General features: G+C 68.2%; 15 protein-coding genes. 7 read left to right on the forward strand and 8 right to left on the reverse strand.

The window, feature by feature from the left end; all coding sequences use genetic code 11:
• Positions 1-70 precede the first annotated feature (70 nt).
• The 4 genes from urtA to AC1D2H_RS00460 all read right to left on the reverse strand — a co-directional run bounded on the left by urtA (position 71) and on the right by AC1D2H_RS00460 (position 3980).
• On the reverse strand, positions 71-1321 hold the full coding sequence (gene urtA, locus AC1D2H_RS00445; protein ID WP_478009480.1) for an urea ABC transporter substrate-binding protein: 1251 nt from the start codon (positions 1319-1321) through the stop codon (positions 71-73).
• A gap of 217 nt (positions 1322-1538) precedes the next feature.
• A complete protein-coding gene (locus AC1D2H_RS00450; protein WP_478009481.1) occupies positions 1539-2291 on the reverse strand; it encodes a LytR/AlgR family response regulator transcription factor in 753 nt (250 codons plus the stop codon).
• A gap of 73 nt (positions 2292-2364) precedes the next feature.
• A complete protein-coding gene (locus AC1D2H_RS00455) occupies positions 2365-3381 on the reverse strand; it encodes a sensor histidine kinase (RefSeq protein ID WP_478009482.1) in 1017 nt (338 codons plus the stop codon).
• 11 nt (positions 3382-3392) lie between these two features.
• Entirely contained in the window at positions 3393-3980 is a 588-nt protein-coding gene (locus AC1D2H_RS00460) for a hypothetical protein (protein WP_478009483.1), read from the reverse strand.
• 132 nt (positions 3981-4112) lie between these two features.
• Here AC1D2H_RS00460 and AC1D2H_RS00465 point away from each other — a divergent pair, with 132 nt between their 5' ends.
• From AC1D2H_RS00465 to AC1D2H_RS00495, 7 genes are all read left to right on the forward strand, one after another.
• Positions 4113-4814 (forward strand): ABC transporter ATP-binding protein, encoded by a 702-nt coding sequence (locus AC1D2H_RS00465; protein ID WP_478009484.1) that lies wholly within the window; start codon positions 4113-4115, stop codon positions 4812-4814.
• Positions 4815-5031: 217 nt separating this feature from the next.
• Positions 5032-7317: an ABC transporter permease gene (locus AC1D2H_RS00470; RefSeq protein WP_478009485.1), complete on the forward strand. Its 2286-nt coding sequence runs from the start codon at positions 5032-5034 to the stop codon at positions 7315-7317.
• 191 nt (positions 7318-7508) lie between these two features.
• Complete coding sequence (locus tag AC1D2H_RS00475; protein WP_478009486.1) at positions 7509-8774, forward strand: ABC transporter substrate-binding protein; 1266 nt, start codon at positions 7509-7511, stop codon at positions 8772-8774.
• Positions 8771-9490 (forward strand): response regulator, encoded by a 720-nt coding sequence (locus tag AC1D2H_RS00480; RefSeq protein WP_477934763.1) that lies wholly within the window; start codon positions 8771-8773, stop codon positions 9488-9490. The genes AC1D2H_RS00475 and AC1D2H_RS00480 overlap by 4 nt, the downstream gene beginning before the upstream one ends.
• Complete coding sequence (locus AC1D2H_RS00485) at positions 9480-10988, forward strand: ATP-binding protein (protein ID WP_478009487.1); 1509 nt, start codon at positions 9480-9482, stop codon at positions 10986-10988. The genes AC1D2H_RS00480 and AC1D2H_RS00485 overlap by 11 nt, the downstream gene beginning before the upstream one ends.
• Positions 10985-12460 carry a tryptophan halogenase family protein gene (locus AC1D2H_RS00490; protein ID WP_478009488.1) on the forward strand — a complete coding sequence of 492 codons (1476 nt, stop codon included), beginning with the start codon at positions 10985-10987 and terminating at the stop codon, positions 12458-12460. The genes AC1D2H_RS00485 and AC1D2H_RS00490 overlap by 4 nt, the downstream gene beginning before the upstream one ends.
• 53 nt (positions 12461-12513) lie before the next feature.
• Positions 12514-14700 (forward strand): carboxy terminal-processing peptidase, encoded by a 2187-nt coding sequence (locus AC1D2H_RS00495; protein WP_478009489.1) that lies wholly within the window; start codon positions 12514-12516, stop codon positions 14698-14700.
• Positions 14701-14803: 103 nt separating this feature from the next.
• Here AC1D2H_RS00495 and AC1D2H_RS00500 read toward each other — a convergent pair whose 3' ends face one another.
• The 4 genes from AC1D2H_RS00500 to AC1D2H_RS00515 form a co-directional block, all read right to left on the reverse strand.
• Entirely contained in the window at positions 14804-15313 is a 510-nt protein-coding gene (locus AC1D2H_RS00500) for a DUF1993 domain-containing protein (RefSeq protein WP_478009490.1), read from the reverse strand.
• Between the two features lie 143 nt (positions 15314-15456).
• Positions 15457-16167, reverse strand: a complete 711-nt coding sequence (locus AC1D2H_RS00505; RefSeq protein WP_478009491.1) for a rhodanese-like domain-containing protein — start codon at positions 16165-16167, stop codon at positions 15457-15459.
• Between the two features lie 11 nt (positions 16168-16178).
• Complete coding sequence (locus tag AC1D2H_RS00510; RefSeq protein WP_478009492.1) at positions 16179-17333, reverse strand: hypothetical protein; 1155 nt, start codon at positions 17331-17333, stop codon at positions 16179-16181.
• Positions 17334-17435: 102 nt separating this feature from the next.
• Positions 17436-18755, reverse strand: coding sequence for a sugar MFS transporter (locus AC1D2H_RS00515; RefSeq protein ID WP_478009493.1), 1320 nt, complete (start codon positions 18753-18755; stop codon positions 17436-17438).
• Positions 18756-18791: the final 36 nt, after the last annotated feature.

Genomic DNA, 18791 nt, shown 5'->3' on the forward strand with positions numbered 1-18791 from the left:
GCGCCTCTCCAGCGAGCACCACCCAACCCGGCCTGGCCGGTCGGGCGGCGCCCCGCAGCTTCGCTGCGGCTTACTTCGTGGGCTCGTCCTTCTTGCCCTTGTTCTCGGGGATGTAGGGGCTCCACGGCTGGGCCTTGACCGGGCCGGGCGTCTTCCACACCACGTTGAACTGGCCGTCCGCCTTCACTTCGCCGATGAAGACCGACTTGTGCAGGTGGTGGTTCTTCTCGTCCATCTTGGACGTGATGCCCGAAGGTGCCGTGAAGGTCTGGCCGGCCATGGCGGCGATGACCTTGTCGGTATCGGTGCTGCCGGCCTTCTTGACGGCCTGCGCCCACATGTTGATGCCGATGTAGGTGGCTTCCATCGGGTCGTTGGTCAGCGGCTTGTCCTTGTGGCCGGCGATGCCCTTGGCCTTGGCGTAGTCGCTCCACTTCTTGATGAAGGCGTCGTTGGCCGGCGCTTTGATCGACATGAAGTAGTTCCACGCGGCCAGGTGGCCTTGCAGCGGCTTGGTGTCCACGCCGCGCAGCTCTTCCTCACCCACGGAGAAGGCCACCACCGGCACGTCGGTCGCCTTCAGGCCCTGGTTGCCCAGTTCCTTGTAGAAGGGCACGTTGGAGTCGCCGTTGATCGTGGAGATGACGGCCGTCTTCTTGCCCTCGGCGGCGAACTTCTTGATCTTGGCAATGATGCTTTGGTAGTCCGCATGGCCGAAGGGGGTGTAGTCCTCCATGATGTCGGCGTCGGGGATGCCCTTGCTCTTCAGGAAGGCGCGCAGGATCTTGTTGGTGGTGCGGGGGTACACATAGTCGGTACCCAGCAGCACGAAGCGCTTGGCGCCGCCGCCGTCCTTGCTCATCAGGTATTCCACGGCGGGGATGGCCTGCTGGTTGGGCGCGGCACCCGTGTAGAAGACGTTCTTGCTCAGCTCCTCGCCCTCGTACTGCACCGGGTAGAACAGCAGCGAGTTGGTCTGCTCGAACACCGGCAGCACCGACTTGCGGCTCACCGAGGTCCAGCAGCCGAACACGACGGCGACCTTGTCCTGCGAGATGAGCTGCTTGGCCTTCTCGGCGAACAGCGGCCAGTTGGAGGCTGGGTCGACGGTGACGGGCTCGAGCTTCTTGCCGAGCAGGCCGCCCTTGGCGTTGATCTCGTCGATGGCCATCAGCACGGTGTCCTTCAACACCGTCTCGGAGATGGCCATGGTGCCGGACAGCGAGTGCAGCACGCCCACCTTGATGGTGTCGGCGRCAAAGGCGGTGGGGGCGAACAGGCTGGCGGCAGCGGCCAGCGCAAGGGCAGAACGGCGAAGCATCGGGAGTCCTCCGGGTTTTGGGGTGAGGGGGTCGAGTAGCCGGAAGGCAAGAGCGCAAGCCTCGTGCCAGCTTTGTGCACTTCGTCACACCCGCAACCGCCCTCCCCGTCGCACGGTTACCGCCCATGACAGCCCTGTCACGGTGCATTTCGCACCGTTGGTGTACTGCAGCATCGGGTCGGCGCACGGAAACGGGCCAGCCGCGCCCCGGTTTGATTCAGCCAGCCAGCCCGCGCAAGACCTGGGACCGGCTGCGGCTGACCATCAGCGCCCGGCCGTCCTTCAGCTCGGCGCTGAGCTGGCCGTTGGCCAGGCGCCGGAAGCGCGCCACCGCATCCAGGTTGACGATGCAGCCACGGTGGATGCGCACCCAGCGCTCGGCGTCCAGCCTCTCCTCCAGCCGCGCCAGCGCCAGGTGCAGCAGATGCTCGGCGCCGCCGGCATGCACGGCCACGTAGTCGCCCACGGCCTCGAAATGACTGACCTCGCTGACCGCCACCGGCACGATGGCCGCGCCGCTGCGCACGAAGAGCCGCGTCAGCGGCCCACGGCCCAGCAGTTCGGCCAGACGCTCCAGCGCCGGCGGGACGGGCTCGCCCAGGGCCGCACGCACGCGCTCCAAGGTGGCGTTCAGGCGCTCGGCACCAAAGGGCTTGAGCAGATAGTCCAGCGCGCCCAGCTCGAAGGCCGTGATCGCATGCTCGGCATGGGCCGTCGTGAAGATGACCAGCGGCGGCGTGCCGGACTCGGCCAGGCGGCGCAACACCTCGGTGCCCAGCAGACCCGGCATCTGGATGTCCAGGAAGACCAGCTCGGGCTTGAGGCGCTGGATATCGGCCAGAGCCGCCGAGCCATCGGCCGCCTCGCCGATGCAGTGCAGCCAGGGCAGCCCACGCAGCAGATGGCGCAGGCCGGCGCGGGCGACGGGTTCGTCGTCGGCGATCAGGGCGGTGACGGCGGCTTCGCTCATTGGCGCACCCTTCGGCCTACGGCCTGTTCCGCCAAGCGGGAGCGAGCTTGCTTGGGGCGGCCCGACGCGGCGCTCACGCCTCGTCCTTCAGCGGCAGGCAAAGCTCGGCGCGCAGACCCTGGCCGGGCGCCGTCTGCACGGTCAGCGAAGCGCTGGCACCGTACAGCCAACCCAGCCGCTCGCGCAGCCGGCGCAGGCCGGTGCCGCCGGCCTCCAGTGCGGCGGGCTCGGCGCCCATGCCGTCATCCGCCGTGGCGATCCTCAGGGTTTCGCCTTCGACACGCGCACTGACCCGCACCGTTGTCGCCTCCACCCGCGGCGCGGCGCCATGGCGCACCGCGTTCTCCACCAACGTCTGCAGCGCGAAGCTGGGCAGCAGCTCGTTCAGCGCCGCCTCCTCGAACTCGGTGATGACGCGCAAGCGCTCCCCAAATCGGATCGCCTCGATGTCCAGATACAGCTGCACGACCTTCCATTCCTCGCGCAGCGTGACCAGCTCGCGCGGGTTGTCGAAGCTCGCCCTCAGCAGGGCCGCGAGCTGCTCGGCCGCGCGCGTGGCGCGCGCGGGGTCCAGCGGGATCAGCTGCACCACCGTGTGCAGGGCGTTGAACAGGAAATGCGGGTGCAGCTGGGCCCGCAGCGCCGCGAGCTGGCTGCGCGCCTGCAGGGCCTCCAGCTCGGCATTGCGGGCGGCGGCGCGCTGGGCATAGGCAACGCCGGCAATCATCACGTAGAACCACACGCCGGTGACGAGGTAGGCCGCGATGCCAGGCCCGATCACCAGCACGGTGCGGCCCACCATCAGGCTCTCGACGGCGCTGTTGGCCAGCACCCAGGCCACGGCGTACAGGGCTGCACCCAGCGCATGCTTGGCCAGGAAGGCCAGCCGCATCGGATGCGGCCAGGGCAGGCGAGCGGTGACCCGGTGCACGACGAGGCCGAGCACGGCCGCCGTCGCCATGAGCCGCAGCGAGTAATGCAGCGCCTCATGAATGCCGGCGCCGTGCACCGTCATCATCAGCACCGCAAACAGCGCGGCCACCGGCAGCCAGCCGATCAGCCATTGCACCCAGATCCAGGCTCGCCCCATCTTTGCTTCGCTTATCGAGTTGCCTTGCGTGAGACTCGCTTGGCTACCACCGTCAGCGTCCCTTCCTCCCAAGTTGCGCCATTGTCATAGGAGCGGTCCTGGCGCATCTTGAAGCGGTCGGCCGTGATCTCGAGGTAGCGCGTGCGTGTCGTCACCGTCTTGCCCTCGGCGTTCTGGCTGCTGCCCTCCAGGCGCATCTCACCGTCCTGCCACTGGCCCGTGCTGCTGCCGAAGCGGGCGCGATAGACATCCAGGCCGTTGACCAGCCAGCGCTTGGTCTTGCTGTCGAAGATGCGCTGGCTGTGGTTCAGCGACACCGGGTTGCCCGAGGCGTCGAGGATGCGCAGCTCGTCGTCCAGGCCATAGCCGTCGAAGGCCTTCCAGGCCTTCCAGCTGCCCACCAGCTTCGGCGCCCCGTGGATCATCGCGGCCAGGCCGTTGACCTTCGGGCTCACCTCCAGCTCCCACTGGCCGACGAGGAAATCGAACTGTGCGGCCTCGGCCGGCACGGCGGCGGTCACGGCAGGCGCGCCACCGCCATGCTGGGCATGGGCGACGCCGGTGAAGACAAGGGCGAGCGAGAGAACAAGGGCTTTCATGGTGTCTCCAGGTAAGGGATGGCGCCAGCATCGCGACACGCGCGACGCCTGGCGAGGGGCGATTCGCCGAGTGGCAGAACCACGCCGTCGAACGGCGCGCCACCGGCCCCACCGCTTCCTACATTGGCCGCCATGGACACCCCAACCTCACTCATCCGCCTGCGCGGCGTCGGCAAGAGCTACCCCGTCGCGGGCGGTGAATTCCACGCCCTCAGCAGCCTCGACCTCGACATTCAGGGCGGCGAATTCGTCGCCGTCGTCGGCCCCTCGGGCAGCGGCAAGTCGACCCTGCTCAACCTGCTCGCCGGCATCGATCGCGCCGGCAGCGGCGAGCTCAGCGTCGCCGGCCAGGACCTGCGCGCCCTCCCCGAACGGGCCCTGTCACGCTGGCGCGGCAAGGCCGTCGGCGTGGTCTTCCAGTTCTTCCAGCTGCTGCCCACGCTGACGGCGCTGGAGAACGTCATGCTGCCCATGGACTTCTGCGACCAATGGCCGGCGGCCGAGCGGCCCGAGCGGGCGCGGGCCCTGCTCGAGCGCCTGGGCGTCGCCGACCAGGCCGACAAAKTCCCGGCGGCCTTGTCGGGAGGCCAGCAGCAGCGCGTGGCCTTGGCGCGGGCGCTGGCCAACGCACCGGCGCTGATCCTGGCCGACGAACCGACCGGCAACCTCGACTCCGTCAACGCCGAGGCGCTGCTGACCTTGCTGGCCGAGCTGGCGCGCGAACAGGGCGTCACCATCGTCATGGTCACGCATGAAGCCGCCGCACTCGGCCAGGTGCAGCGCAGCCTGCGCCTGCGCGACGGCCGCCTCGTCGAGGACCGCCGCCATGACTAGGGAAGTGCTGAACAAGTCCCTCGCGCGCTGCGCATCCCTGCTTTGGGCGATCTGCCGCGTTGCAAATCCTCGCCATAGCCAGAGCTATGACTCCGGTTTGCGCCTTGCAGCTCATCCCGAACCAGGGCGCGCCGCATCGCGGAGACTCATCCAGCGCTCCCCTGCGCTCAAGAGCTGGCGCGACCTCTGGCAGCATCGCGCGCGCAGCCTGCTCGTCGTGCTTGCAGTCGCGCTCGGCCTGACCGCTGCCGGCATCATCCTGAACGCCTGGGCGCTGGTTGAGCGTGCCACCGACCAGGGCTATCGCGCCAGCATGCCGGTCTCGGCCACGCTGGTGCTGGAGCGCGCGGACGCACGCGCCTTGGCCCTGGCGAAAGCCCGGCCCGACATCGCGGGCGCACGGCTGCGGCGCAGCGTGATGGCGGCCGTGCAGGCCAATGGCCGCTCGCGCAACGCCGTCGTCATCGCCATGGACGACTTCCAGCGCGCCGACATCGGGCGGCTGCAGCTCGACACGCCACCGACCGACGGCGGGCTGTGGATAGAGCGCTCCTCGCTGGACTTCTCGGGTGCCAGTGTCGGCGAGCCGGTGTCGCTGCGCCTGGCCGGCGCCGAGACCGCGTCGGTCGACATCAAGGGCCTGGTGCGCGACGTCAGCCAGGCGCCGGGCTGGATGGAGAACCTCGTCTATCTCTACGGCAGCGAGGCCGTTCTGACGCGGCTGGGTGCGCCGGCCGGCTTCAACGAACTGCAGTTCCGCGTGCGCGACGAGCACGCCACGCGCGCAGAGGTGCGTGGCGCCGTCGATGCCTTGAAAGCCGCGCTGACCGCAGGCGGCTACACGGTCAAGAGCATCGACGTGCCCGAGCCCGGCCAGCACATCCACGCCGCGCAGATGGACTCGCTGCTGATGACGCAAGGCGCCTTCGGTCTGCTGGCGCTGCTGGCCTGCGGCTTCCTGGTCGTCAACCTCGTCAGCGCGATGCTGGCCGGGCAGACGCGCGAGATCGCGGTCATGAAGGTGCTGGGCGGCTCGCCCGCGCAGATAGGCGTGATGGTGTTGGCGCAGGCCGGGGCGCTGGGCCTGCTGGCGTCGGCCATATCCCTGCCCACCGCGCTCTGGCTCGGCCGCATCTACGGTGGCCTCAAGGCCGAGCTGCTGAACTTTCCGCTCGACGGCGTCGCGACGCCCTTCTGGGCTGTCGCGCTGCAGTTGGTGGTCGGCGTCGGTTTGCCGCTGGCGGCGGCCGCACTGCCGGTGCGCGCGGCCCTGCGCCGGCCCGTGGGCGAGGCGCTGCGCGACATCGGCATCACCCGCGAAGGCCAGGCCCTGGGTCTGAAGCGCGGCGCCCTCGCGGCCCGGATGGTGCCGCTGCTGGGCGGCTGGGCGCGGCCGCTGCTGTTGTCGATCGGCAATGCCTTCCGCCGCCGCCAGCGCATGCTGCTGACCGTGCTGGCCCTGGCCAGCGGCGGCGCGGTGTACCTGGGCGCGGCCAATCTGCGCAGCGCCGTGCGCGGCTCGGTGGACGATCTCTTCGATGCGCAGCGCTATCAGCTGCAGGTGCGTGTCGGCGTGCCGACGCCGGCGGCCCGGCTGGAGGCCTTGGCTGCCGACGTGCCCGGCATTGCAGGCGCCGAAGCCTGGCGCGGTCTGCGTACCAGCCTGGGGGCCGAACCCCTGACGCTGCTCGGCGTGCCGTCCGCCGGCCGGCTGCTGGCACCGCACCTGGTCGAAGGCCACTGGCTGAGCGACGGGGCCGCCCAGGAACTCGTCGTCAGCCGCCTGCTGCTCAGGCAGCAGCCCGCATTGAGCGTCGGCAGTCATCACCGCATCGCCGAGCGCGACTGGACCGTCGTCGGTATTGTCGAAGCCGGCCCGCAGGCCCTGGCCTATGCATCGCGTGCCGCGCTGGATGCGCTGGCCGGCAATGAGCTCGCCACCAGCCTTGTGCTGCGCCTGGACCGCCCCGAATCTTCCGTCGCCCTGCTCGACGCCGCGCGCCAGCTGCGCGAGGCCTTCACCGAAGCCGGCATCAGCGTCGCCGCCACCCAGTCCCAGGCCGAGAGCCGCCGCGTCGTCGAGGACCACCTGCTGATGGTCGTCGACTTCCTCGGCGCGATGGGCCTGGTGATGATCGCCGTCGGCGCCATGGGCCTGGCCTCGACCATGGGCCTGGCCGTGCTGGAGCGCCGCCGCGAGATCGGCGTGCTGCGTGCCATCGGCGCGCGCGATGGCGCCATCCTCGCCATGGTGCAGGCCGAAGGCCTCACGCTGGTCGCCCTCGCCTGGCTGACATCGCTGCCCCTGGCCCTGCCCATCAGCGCCCTGCTCGAGGTGGCCTTTGGCCGCATCATGTTCAGCGTGCCGTGGCGGCTGGTGCCGAGCGCTGGCGTGGCCTTCGGATGGCTGGGCTTGATGGCGCTGATTTCGCTCATCGCCTGCGCCCTGCCTGCGCGTCGAGCGCTGCGGATTCCGGCTGCGCAAGCCCTCGCTTACAACTGAGAGTCACGGTAAGCCCCAATCGCCTTTTGCAACGCTGAACAAGACAATCTCCGCCTCCCGGCAGGTGGCGGTTGTCCTTGAGTCACACAACATTACAGAAGTCGTACACAACGCAAGGTTGGCGCTGCCGGGCGGCCCGCAAGATGCGTCGCATGTTGGCGTTGGCGGTCTTGCCCTGGAGTTGTGCGGCCATGGCGGCCGGCCCAGCGGCGGCCACGCCCGCGGTCGAGGGCGCCGGTGAGTTGAATGTGCTGCACTGGTGGACGTCGGCGAGCGAACGCGCCGCGGCCAACCATGTGGCCGCGCGCATGGCCGAGAACGGCCTGAAGTGGGTGGACGGTGCCGTGGCCGGCGGCGGCGGCGGCCCGGCCATCAAGGTGCTGAACGAACGCATCCTGCGCCGCATGGCGCCCAAGGTGGCCCAGCTCAATGGCGCGTCCATGAACGAGTGGGCCGACATGGGCCTGCTGCTCGAACTCGACGGCGTCGCGGCGAAGCGCAACTGGTCCAAGGTCATGTTCCCGCAGGTCATGGCCCAGGTCACCGTGCACGGCCACATCGTCGCCGCGCCGCTGGGCATCCAGCGCATCAACAACCTCTACCTGAACAAGGCGCTGTTCAAGCGTCTGGGCATCGAACCGCCGAGCGACTGGGACGGCCTGGAGCGTGCCGCCGTCAAGCTGCGCGCGGCGGGCATCACGCCGGTGGCCTTCAGCGACGAACCCTGGCAGGTGGCCACCATCTTCGAGGCCATGCTGCTCAGCGAAGCCGGTCCGGCCCTGTACCGCCGCATGCTGGAGCAGCGCGACCTCAGCGCCTTCGACGACCCCGCGCTCGAGCGCGCACTCAAGCGCCTGCGCAACTGGCGCAACCTGGCCCTGCCCGCGAACTCGGCAGGAGGCGCCGCACCGGGCGAGCGCCCCTGGACCGACGTCGTCGCCGACTTTGCCAACGAGCGCGCCGCCATGATGATCATGGGCGACTGGGCCCGCGGCGAGCTCGGTGCCATGGGGCTGGAGGGCGAACGCGACTTCAGCTGCAAGGCCGTGCCCGGCACCGCCCAGGCCCATCTCTACAGCATCGACACCCTGGCCATGCTGGCCGGCAGCGGCGGCAGCCAGGCCGACCAGGAGAAGATGGCCGAGCTGCTCGGCAGCGCCACGCTGCAGCTGGGCTACAACCGCATCAAGGGCTCCATCCCCGTGCGCCGCGACGTGCCGGTGGACGAGCTGGACCCCTGCGCGCAGGCCTCCTTCCATCTCTTCGCCAACCCCAACACGCCGCGCGTGCCCAGCCTCGTGCACCGCATGGCCTTTGGCGAGATCGGCAAGAACGCCATCATCGAAACCGTCCACCGCTTTGCGCTGGACCCGAGCCAGACGCCCGCCGCCGCCCAGCGCAAATTGCAGGGCCTGTTGCGCGCCCTCGCCCCCAAGAACTCCAAGGCCACACCATGACCCCGCGCAAGATCCTGATCGTCGACGACGACCAGAAAATCCGCAGCCTGCTGAAGACCTACCTCGAGAAGAACCAGTACGAGGTGCTGCTGGCCCACGACGGCGCCAGCTTCATGGCCGAGTTCGAGCGCCACCGCGACGAGATCAGCCTGTGCATCCTCGACGTGATGCTGCCCGACACCGAGGGCTTCACGCTGTGCCAGTCGGTGCGCCGCCGCTCCGAGGTGCCGGTCATCATGCTGACGGCCAGCGCCGACGAGACCGACCGCATCGTCGGCCTGGAGCTGGGCGCCGACGACTACCTCGGCAAGCCCTTCAACCCGCGCGAGCTGCTGGCGCGCATCAAGGCCATCACGCGCCGCACCGGCCAGGAGAAGACCAAGGAGCCGCGCTACTACGCCTTCAACGGCTTCACGCTGGACCTGCTGGAGCGCAGCCTCATCGACCCCGACGGCACGGCGACGGCGCTCTCGGGCATGGACTTCCAGCTGCTGAAGCTGTTGGTGGAGCACCCTGGCGAGGTGCTGGACCGCAGCCGCCTCGCCGAGGTCACGCGCGGTCGCGACCTGGGCCCGCTGGACCGGTCGCTGGACGTGCAGGTCAGCCGCCTGCGCCAGCGCCTGCAGGACGACGGCAAGCAGCCGGCGCTGATCAAGACAGTGCGCGGTTCAGGCTATGTGTTCTCGACCACGGTGACGCCAAGGCATGCCCTCTGAGGCCGAGGACGCCGGCCCGCCAACGCCCTTGCGCCGCTGGCCGCAGCGCGCCAGCAGCTTCCTGTTCGACAGCCTGCAGGGCCGCTTCGTGCTGGCCATGCTGGGTGGCCTGGCCCTGGTGCAGCTTGCAGTCAACCTCGTCTGGTACAGCCAGGTCGAGCAGCGCGTGCGGCGGCAAACGGAGCTGGCTGCGCACCACGTCGCCAGCGGCGCAATCGGCGCGGTGCGCGCGCTGCGCGAGCTGCCGGCGGCCTACCGACCGCTGCTCATCGAGCAACTGCGCACCATGGGAGGCACACGCTTCCTCGTCTTCTTCAACGGCGCCGCCGTGACCGTGGCGCCGCTGCCCGCCCAGCCGATGGCCCGCATGCTGGAGCAGCAGGTCACCCAGGAGCTGACGGCCCAGTTGCCCAAGGGAACGACGGTGCGCGTCGTGCTCGCATCGCCGATCGGCCTGGCCGTGTCACCCGGCGGCGCGCTGTTGAGCGATCTGCCCGAGAGCTGGGTCGAGCCGTCGCTGATCGCCGCCGAGCGGCCGGCACCCTTCCTCGTCATCCAGGCCGAGACCGAACCGGGCCAGTGGCTGTATCTGAGCAGTACCCTGCCCGACCCCTATTTCCTGGAGCAGCTGGAGTTCTTCACCTGGCAGCGCCTGACGCCGCAACTGCTGGCCCTGGGCCTGGCCGTGCTGCTGACGCTGATCGCCGTGCGCGCCATCACGCGGCCGCTGGCCGGCCTGAGCCAGGCGGCGGCGCGCGTGGGTAGGCGCGTGGCGCCCAAGCCGCTGCGCGTCAGCGGCACGCAGGAGGTCAGGCGGGCCATCGAGGCCTTCAACGACATGCAGGAGCGCATCCGCCGCTACATAGGGGACCGCGAGCGGCTGTTCGCGTCCATTTCTCATGATTTGAGAACGCCGATCACGCGGCTGCGGCTGCGCAGCGAACTGCTGGACGACACCGCCGTGCAGGACGAGTTCCACGAGGACCTGGACGAGTTGGACATGATGGTGAAGACGGCGCTGCAGATCGTCAAGGACACCGACATCCACGAGAACCGCGCGCCGCTGCGCATCGACCTCGTGCTGCAGAAGATGGTGCGGGACGCGCGCATGGGCGGGCACAAGATCGAACTGCAGAACGAGCCGCTGACCGTGTTCGGCAAGCCGCTGGCGCTCAAGCGTGCCATCGGCAATCTGCTCGACAACGCGATGTTTTACGGCGACGCCGAGCGGCCGGTCGAAGTGAGCGTGGGCAGTGACGAGGACGGCCTGGTGCTGGTGACCGTGCGCGACCATGGGCCCGGCGTGCCTGAGGGTGCGCTCGCCAAGCTCGGTCAGCCCTACACACGCCTGGACCACGGTGCCGCGCTGCGCAAGGAAGGCCTCGGCCTGGGCCTTTCCATCGTGCGCGAGATCGTCGCCGACCATGGCGGCAGCGTGCGCTTCCGGAATCACCCCAACGGCGGCTTTGAAGTCCGCCTCGCTTTGCCCGCTGCATGACCACACCGAAGCACATCGCCATCGTCGGCGGCGGCACGGCCGGCTGGATGACGGCCAATCTGCTTCGCCACCGCTGGGCCAAGCTCGGCGTCGAGGTCACGTTGATCGAGTCGGCCGATATCGGGACCATCGGTGTCGGCGAGGGCTCGACGCCCTTCCTGCGCCACTTCTTCCGCACGCTAGGCATTGAAGAGCGCGACTGGATGCCGGCCTGCGATGCGACCTACAAGAGCAGCATCCGCTTCCCCGGCTGGAGCAGCGTGGCCGGCTACGAGAGCTACGTCCACCCCTTCTTCAGCGAAGCGGACCGTGAGCTGGGCAATCTCTTCTTCACCAATGCCTGCCTGCGCCGACGTGGCCAGGCCGCGGACGCCAACCCGCAGGACTTCTTCCTCGCGGCCGAGCTGGCCCGCCAGCGCCGTGCGCCGCTGGGCACGGACTATGCCTATCACTTCGACGCCGGCAAGCTGGGCAGCTTCCTGCGAGCGCACGCCGTCGGCTTGGGTGTGCGCCACGTCGTCGACACGGTGGCGCGTGTGGAACAGCGCGAGAACGGCGATATCGCAGCCGTGCACCTGAAGAGCGGCGCCCGCATCGATGCCGATCTCTTTGTGGACTGCAGTGGTTTCAAGGGCCTGCTGATCACCGAGACGCTCGGCGAGCCTTTCCACGCCTATCGCGACAACCTCTTCAACGACCGCGCCATCGCCATCCCGACGCCGCTGGTCGACGGTGATGACATCCCTTGCGAGACCGTGTCGACGGCGCTGCGCCACGGCTGGGCCTGGCAGATCCCGCTGACGACGCGCTATGGCAATGGCTATGTCTACAGCTCGGACTTCGTCAGCGACGACGAGGCCGAGCGCGAACTGCGCGAGCAGCTGGGCCCCGCAGCTGAAGGCGCAACCGCGCGCCGGCTGCGTATGCGCGTCGGCCGTGTGAAGCAGCACTGGCGCCAGAACTGCGTCGCCATCGGCCTGGCCCAGGGCTTCATCGAGCCGCTGGAGGCGACGGCGCTGATGTTGATCCAGCTCAGTGTCGAGCAGTTCATCACCGACTGCGAAAGCGACGGCTTCGGCCGCGCACGCCAGGCGGCCTACAACGAGCGCGTCAACGCGATGTTCGAAGGCGTGCGCGACTATGTCGTCGCCCACTACCAGCTCAACACGCGGCGCGACACCGACTATTGGCGTGCCAACCGCGCCAACCGCAACGTCTCCGACCGTCTAGCCAGCCTGCTGGATGTCTGGGACCGTGGCGGCGATTTCGAAGCCGAGCTGGAACGCCATGGCGCCGGGCTGATGTATCTGCGCCCGTCCTGGTATTGCCTGTTTGCCGGCGTGGGCCGCTTCCCGGCGGAGCTGCGCGCGGCGCCTCAGGCCGTCACGGCCGCCCAGGCCAAGGAGCGCCTGAACCAGATGGCGCGGGCATTCGGCTCCCACCGCAGTCATCTGACGGGCTTTGGCCCGTGACGTGGCACCATCCACGCCTGCCCAGCATTCATGGGCCGTTCAACCGTGGTGGAGTGAGATTGAGACAGAAGCTGATCGGGTTCGTGTGGGTCCTGGCGGCCGCACTGCAGGTTGCCAAGGCGGACACGGAGCTTGCATATCCGCCGCTGTTGCAGCCGACGGCGCAGGAGGCCAAGGCGGCTCGCCTGGCTGCAGAACTGCTTTCGCGCTACCACTACAAGGCCGTCCCCCTCGACGATGCCTTGTCGGGCAAGGTGTTCAACCAGTACCTGAAGTCGCTCGACCCCGAGAAGCTGTACTTCCTGCAGTCCGACATCGACCGCCTGGCGGTGGACCGCAGCCGGCTTGACGATGCAATCCTGACCGAGGACCTGCGCGCGCCGTTCGCGATCTTCAACCTGTACGAACGCCGGGCGGTCGAGCGCATGGCTTTTGCCCGCAGCCTGCTGGCCAAGGGGTTCGACTTCGAGCGCGACGAGACGCTGATGATCGACCGCAAGGACCAGCCTTGGCCAGCTACCGAAGCCGAGTCGCTCGACCTCTGGCGCAAGCGCGTCAAGAATGATTGGTTGCGGCTCAAGCTCGCGGGCCAGGACGACGCGGCCATCAGGAAGGTGCTCGACAAGCGCTACGACAGCACCGCCAAGCGCATCGGCAAGATCTCCAGCGCCGACGCCTTCCAGGCATTCATGAACGCCTACACGATGGCGATCGAGCCCCATACCAACTACATGGGGCCACGCGCCGCAGAGAACTTCGATATCGCGATGCGGTTGTCGCTGGTGGGTATCGGCGCACTCCTGACCGAGATTGACGGCTACACCACCATTCGGGAGCTGGTGGCGGGCGGGCCCGCGATCGCGTCGGGACAACTGAAGGTGGGCGACCGTATCGTGGGCGTCGGCCAGGGCGCGGCGGGCCCGGTGGACGATGTGGTCGGCTGGCGCCTGGACGACGTGGTGGCTTTGATCCGCGGCGCGATGGCTTCGACGGTTCGGCTGGAAATCCTGCCGGCCGACAGCGGGCCTGACCCCTCCATCAAGACCGTGACCCTGGTCCGCAACACCATTGCGATCCAGGACAGCGCGGCCAAGGCCAAGGTTTATTCGGTGACGACGGGCGAGGGCAAACGCCTGGTGGGCGTGATTACCTTGCCCTCGTTCTACGAGGATGTCGGCGCGCTGCAGAAGGGCGACAAGGACTACCGCAGCGCGGCGCGCGACGTGGCCAGGCTGCTGCAGGACTTGAAGGCCCAAAAGGTGGAGGGCGTGTTGATGGACCTGCGCAACAACGGCGGGGGCTCGCTGCGCGAAGCAGTGGACCTGACGGGCCTGTTCATCGGCAAGGTGCCGGTGGTTCAGACACGCAATGCCAAAGGCGAGATCAGCGTGGCGACAAACGTCGACACCGGCCTGGCTTGGGACGGACCGTTGGGCGTGCTGATCAACCGGGGGTCGGCTTCAGCGTCGGAAATCTTCGCGGCGGCGGTTCAGGACTATGGGCGCGGCCTGGTCATCGGCGAGCCCAGCTTCGGCAAGGGCACGGTCCAGACCGTCGCCAGCCTCGACAGAATCGCCAAGAACGCCACGCCGGTGTTTGGCGACCTGAAGATGACCATCGCGCAGTTTTTCCGGGTGAACGGCGGGACGACGCAACTGCGTGGCGTGACGCCGGACATCCGCTACCCGACCACCGGCGACGACAACCAGTTCGGCGAGGCGAGCTACGGCAACGCCTTGCCGTGGACCCGCGTCAAGGCGGCCGACTACACGCCCGTGGGCGACATGACCCCACAGCTGCCACGCCTGCTGGCATGGCACGAGAGCCGCGTCCGGGGCGACCGTGACTACCAGGGCCTGCTGGAGGACGTTGCAAAGGCACGGGACCTGCGCAAGAACAATGTCATTTCACTCAACGAAGGGGTTCGTCGCAAGGAACGCGCCGCTTTGGAGAAGCGCTTGGCCGCGATGGCGGGCGGCGCCGGAACCGGCGCTGCGTCGGGCGCGGGCAGTGCATTGGCAGACGATGGCCTGCAGTTCAATGAACGCAAGCTCGGCAAGGATCTCGCCGCAGAAAAGGCCAGGGACGCCGTCAACGACGTCCTCCTGAACGAGGCCGTCAACATCATGTCCGACAGCGCGGCCTTGAGAGCGGGCAAATCTCAAATAACGGCGAGCGCCTCGTCGACCCGTCCCGTGGTCATCAAGGCCTTGCTGGCCAAGGGATCATCGGAACAATAGGCTCGCTGCTGCAGGGCCTCACCAATTCCTGAGCCGGCTGCCGAACAGCGCATAGCCCAGGATCAGTGCATACCAAGGGAGCATGACCCAGTAGCAGCTCCGGTCAATACACGCCCATGTAGTCACGCTTGCCGATGGCGATCCCGTTGTGGCGCAGGATGGCATAGGCAGTGGTGACATGAAAGAAGAACTGCGGCAGGCCGTAGTTGGCCAGATAGCTTTGACCGATCAGCCGCTTCTCCTTGGGTGTACCGGGACGCAGAATGATCTCTCTGCTTTCGCTGCCTTCGAACTGCGATGCGCTCAGGCCATCCAGAAAGCTCACTGTCTGGGCCAACAGCAAGTCAAGATCAGCGAAGCTCTTCTCTTGTCCCTCCTGGGTGGGGACCTCGATACCCGCCAGGCGTGCCGATACGCCGCGCGCAAAGTCGGCTGCGATCTGCACCTGCTTGGCCAACGCAAACATGTCCGGATACAGGCGAGCCTGCAGCAAGGCGTCGGGCTCAATCGAATGGGCCGAGGCGTGCGTACTGGCCTGCGCCAGTTCGGCTTTGAGCGCCAGCAGCATTTGCTTGAAGACGGGAACGGCGAAGGTATACATCGGACTGGTCATGGTCGTTCCTTGGTAGTAGTGAAGCTGGACGGCGACAGCATTGGAGGGGCGCGCCCAACGGGTCGGAAGCCCGTTGCTGCACCAACGGCAATGGGCGGACGACGCAGTTCAGTGTAAGGACGCGACACCGGTCGCGGCCCCGCTCAGTTGCCGGGTCGCTGGCCCGGCGCGCCGGCGCGCTCGATCGGCAGTCCGGCCTCCTTCCAGGCCTCGACGCCGCCGCGGTACCAGCCGACCTTCTGGTAGCCCATGCGGATCGCGCGCAGCGCCGCGTTGTACGACATCCAGCACATCGTGCTCGCGCAATAGAACACCAGCGGCAGGTCCTGGCGCCCCTGCGTCACTTGCTTGAGATAGGCGCCGAACTCACGCTGCACATGGTCGTCGAAGCTGCCGGCCTGGTGCGCAGGCACGGCATTGAGCGCGCCGGGCAGGCGTTCGACGCCGCCCAGCACGTCGAACAACAGCAGCGGCGGCAGGGCATTCGCGCCGCCCTCGCGCCGAGCAGCGAGAGTGGCGACGAGCTGGCGCGTAGTCACAACCTGACCGCCCGGGATCGAAGCTGGTGTCGCGCCGTGCATCGCGCCGCTGTGCAACTCCGTGCTGGCCGGCACGCCGTGATCTGCGCGCTCCTTGCCTTCGATCTGCGCCAGGCGTTGCGGGTCGGTGCGCGGCAGGCCCGCCTGGCCTTCGGCGGCCGGGGCGGCGCGCCGAGGATCGACCCTGTTCGGCGAAGGCTGAGGTGGCGGCGGCGTGGCGCCGCCGAAGCTGTTCTGCGCCGACGCGGCCGTGCCGGCGAGCGACGCCAGCGCAAACAGCACGCAGTGGCAAAGCGCTTCCAGCGCAACTCTCATCGTGGCCTGCCTCATCGGGTGCGCTGCAATTGCTCGCCGGGCACGCCGAGCTCACGATTGGGGTCGAAGTTCGGGCTGTCGGTCATGACGTAGGTGCCGTCGCGCAACCGCCAGGCATGCTGGTAGTGGTTCGGCAGCTCGACCGTGCCGTTGCCGCCGACGCTGCTGCCGCGGTACAGCTCGACCTCGCGCACGCTGCGCACGTTGGCGGTGTGGGTGCGGTCGATGCTGGCGGCACGGTCGCGCACCACGCCGTTGTTGATGGCGGCCACCTCCTCGCGCGACTGGCGGGCGATCTCGCCGCGCTGCTTGATCGCCGCCAGCGTCTGGCGCGAGGTCTCGGCATTGATCGCCGCGATCTTGCTGGCGGTGATTGCGTTGTCGCGCGCGATGGCCTGGTTGGTGGCTTGCGTGCCCTGGTCGATGCGGGCCTGCCAGCCCGCGTCGCTACGCAGCGTCTGCCACATCGCATCGAACTGGCGGAAATCGAGCTGGCCGTCGGGCGCACGCCAGCTGAGCACGCCGAACGATTCGCCCTGCGACGTCTGTATCGGCGCCATGCCGGGCAGGGCCATCCGCGTGACGCTGAACGAAATCGCGACCGCAAGCGATTCGCGTATCGCCTGGCCGCCCTGCTCATAGCCGATCAGCGCCTGGCCAACTTCGGCCCAGCTGCGCGTGCCGCCGCCGCCCGGGAACGGCATGTCGGTGGGCGGCCGGCCGCGTTCGGGCCGGATGCGGTAGTCGAGCCACTGCGCGCCGGGCCGGTGTCTGCCTACCCAGGCTTTCAGATAGCTTTCGGCATTGGCGAACGACGCACGCAGGCACGGCACTGAGGGATTGGGCCCGCTGCCGATCCAGGCCTCGCCGGGAGTCAATTCGATGGCGCTGCGGCCATCCGGCGCGCGCGCCTGCAACGTGGGTTGGTAGAGACGTCCGCAGGACAGTCCACGCCATTGAATCTCGCCCTGCGCGCGCCAGCCGGCCGGCACCATGATGGTCATGGCGGTCAAGGGCTTCTCGAAGCCCTTGCGATCGATGATCTCGACGACCTGAGCACGCCAGGTGGCGGCACCCGCGGTCTGGGCCAGGCCGGGTCGGGCCGCACCGATGCACAGGACAGCGAGAAGCGCCGAAGCAAGAAGGCGCAGGGTTCGGCAAGTCATGACGGCAACTCCGTGCATTGAGTGCGACTCGCCGATTCTGTCAGCGGCCGGCAGAGCCTCGCCGGGGGTATTCCAGCGTCAAGCGAGACGCCCAAACACCGCTCACCAGTTCCTGAGTCGGCTGCCGAACAGCGCGTAGACCAGGATCAGCGCATACCAAGGCAGCATGACCCAGTAGCCGCTCTGCGGCGTCCACACGTCGGCAAAGTGGCCGTACAGCATGGGGATGAGCGCGCCACCGGCAATGCCCATGATGAGCAGGGCCGAGCCGGCGGCCGTGTACTTGCCCAGGCCTTCGAGCGCCAGCGGCCAGATGGACGGCCACACCAGCGCGTTGGACAGGCCCAGCATGGCGAGGAAGAACACCGTGTCGGGCACAGCCGGCACGCCAGCCCAGCCGAGCAGAGCCTGCGAAATGCCCGACTCGGTCGGCGACGACATGGCCACGCCGAGCACGAAGGCGATGCCGCTGACGGCCGAGAAGATCAGGGCCGCGCGCTGCGACAGCCAACGCGGGATCAGCGCCACGCCGAGCAGATAGCCCAGCACCATGAAGCCCATGGTGTATGACGTCAGCACGCCGTAGTGCGCCACGCCGAGCTGGCGGCCGTACAGGCCGATGGTGTCGCCGGCGATGACCTCGACACCGACATAGCCGAACAGCGCGATCGCGCCGAGCACGACCTGCGGGTGCCGGAACACGCCCCAGCGCTTGACCGTGCCTGAAGCTTCGCCCGCCGCCTCCAGCTCGGGCTCGCGCAGCGACGAGAAGTGGATCAGCGCCATGAAGATGACCAGGCCCACGGCCATCACCGCGTAGGGGAAGACCAGGCGCTGCGACAGCTCGTTGCGCAGCGCCTCACGGCCGGCGGCATCCAGAGCAGCCAGCGCCGATTCGGAGAAGCGCTCCATGCCCGACAGGATCAGCGCCGAGAACACCAGCGGAACGACGATGCCGGCACCCTTGTTGAACAGGCCCATGATGGAGATGCGCATGGCGGCGCTCTCGCGCGGGCCGATGCAGACGATGTAAGGGTTGATGGCCGTCTGCATCAGCGTCATGCCGCTGGCCAGCGTGAACAGGGCCAGCAGGAATACCGGGTAGAGGCCGGACTTGGCCGCTGGAATGAAGCACAGCGCACCAATGGCCATGAGGCCCAGGCCGGCCGTCATGCCGTTCTTGTAGCCGATGCGCGCGAGGATGGCCGCCGACGGCAGGGCCATCACCGTGTAGGCGATGTAGAAGGCGAAGGCCACCCACAGCGCCTGGAAGTTGTTCAGCTCGCAGACGATCTTCAGGAAGGGGATCAGCGAGCCGTTCAGCCACGTCACGAAGCCGAGGATGAAGAACATCAGCCCGATGAAGAGCATGGGCAGCAGCACGCCCTGGCCTGCCGTGGGTGTGAGGGTTTTGGTTTGCATGGACGATGGGCGTGAAGCAAGGGCCGGCAGCGGTGG

It is taken from the genome of Roseateles sp. P1_C1_2, from assembly GCF_056406535.1.

Bases quoted from the DNA above. Each gene is read 5' to 3' on its own strand.
- AC1D2H_RS00450 (WP_478009481.1), bottom strand. From the start codon at position 2,291: ATGAGCGAAGCCGCCGTCACCGCCCTGATCGCCGACGACGAACCCGTC.
- AC1D2H_RS00455 (WP_478009482.1), bottom strand. From the start codon at position 3,381: ATGGGGCGAGCCTGGATCTGGGTGCAATGGCTGATCGGCTGGCTGCCG.
- AC1D2H_RS00460 (WP_478009483.1), bottom strand. From the start codon at position 3,980: ATGAAAGCCCTTGTTCTCTCGCTCGCCCTTGTCTTCACCGGCGTCGCC.
- AC1D2H_RS00475 (WP_478009486.1), top strand. From the start codon at position 7,509: ATGGCGGCCGGCCCAGCGGCGGCCACGCCCGCGGTCGAGGGCGCCGGT.
- AC1D2H_RS00480 (WP_477934763.1), top strand. From the start codon at position 8,771: ATGACCCCGCGCAAGATCCTGATCGTCGACGACGACCAGAAAATCCGC.
- AC1D2H_RS00485 (WP_478009487.1), top strand. From the start codon at position 9,480: ATGCCCTCTGAGGCCGAGGACGCCGGCCCGCCAACGCCCTTGCGCCGC.
- AC1D2H_RS00490 (WP_478009488.1), top strand. From the start codon at position 10,985: ATGACCACACCGAAGCACATCGCCATCGTCGGCGGCGGCACGGCCGGC.
- AC1D2H_RS00500 (WP_478009490.1), bottom strand. From the start codon at position 15,313: ATGACCAGTCCGATGTATACCTTCGCCGTTCCCGTCTTCAAGCAAATG.
- AC1D2H_RS00505 (WP_478009491.1), bottom strand. From the start codon at position 16,167: ATGAGAGTTGCGCTGGAAGCGCTTTGCCACTGCGTGCTGTTTGCGCTG.
- AC1D2H_RS00510 (WP_478009492.1), bottom strand. From the start codon at position 17,333: ATGACTTGCCGAACCCTGCGCCTTCTTGCTTCGGCGCTTCTCGCTGTC.
- AC1D2H_RS00515 (WP_478009493.1), bottom strand. From the start codon at position 18,755: ATGCAAACCAAAACCCTCACACCCACGGCAGGCCAGGGCGTGCTGCTG.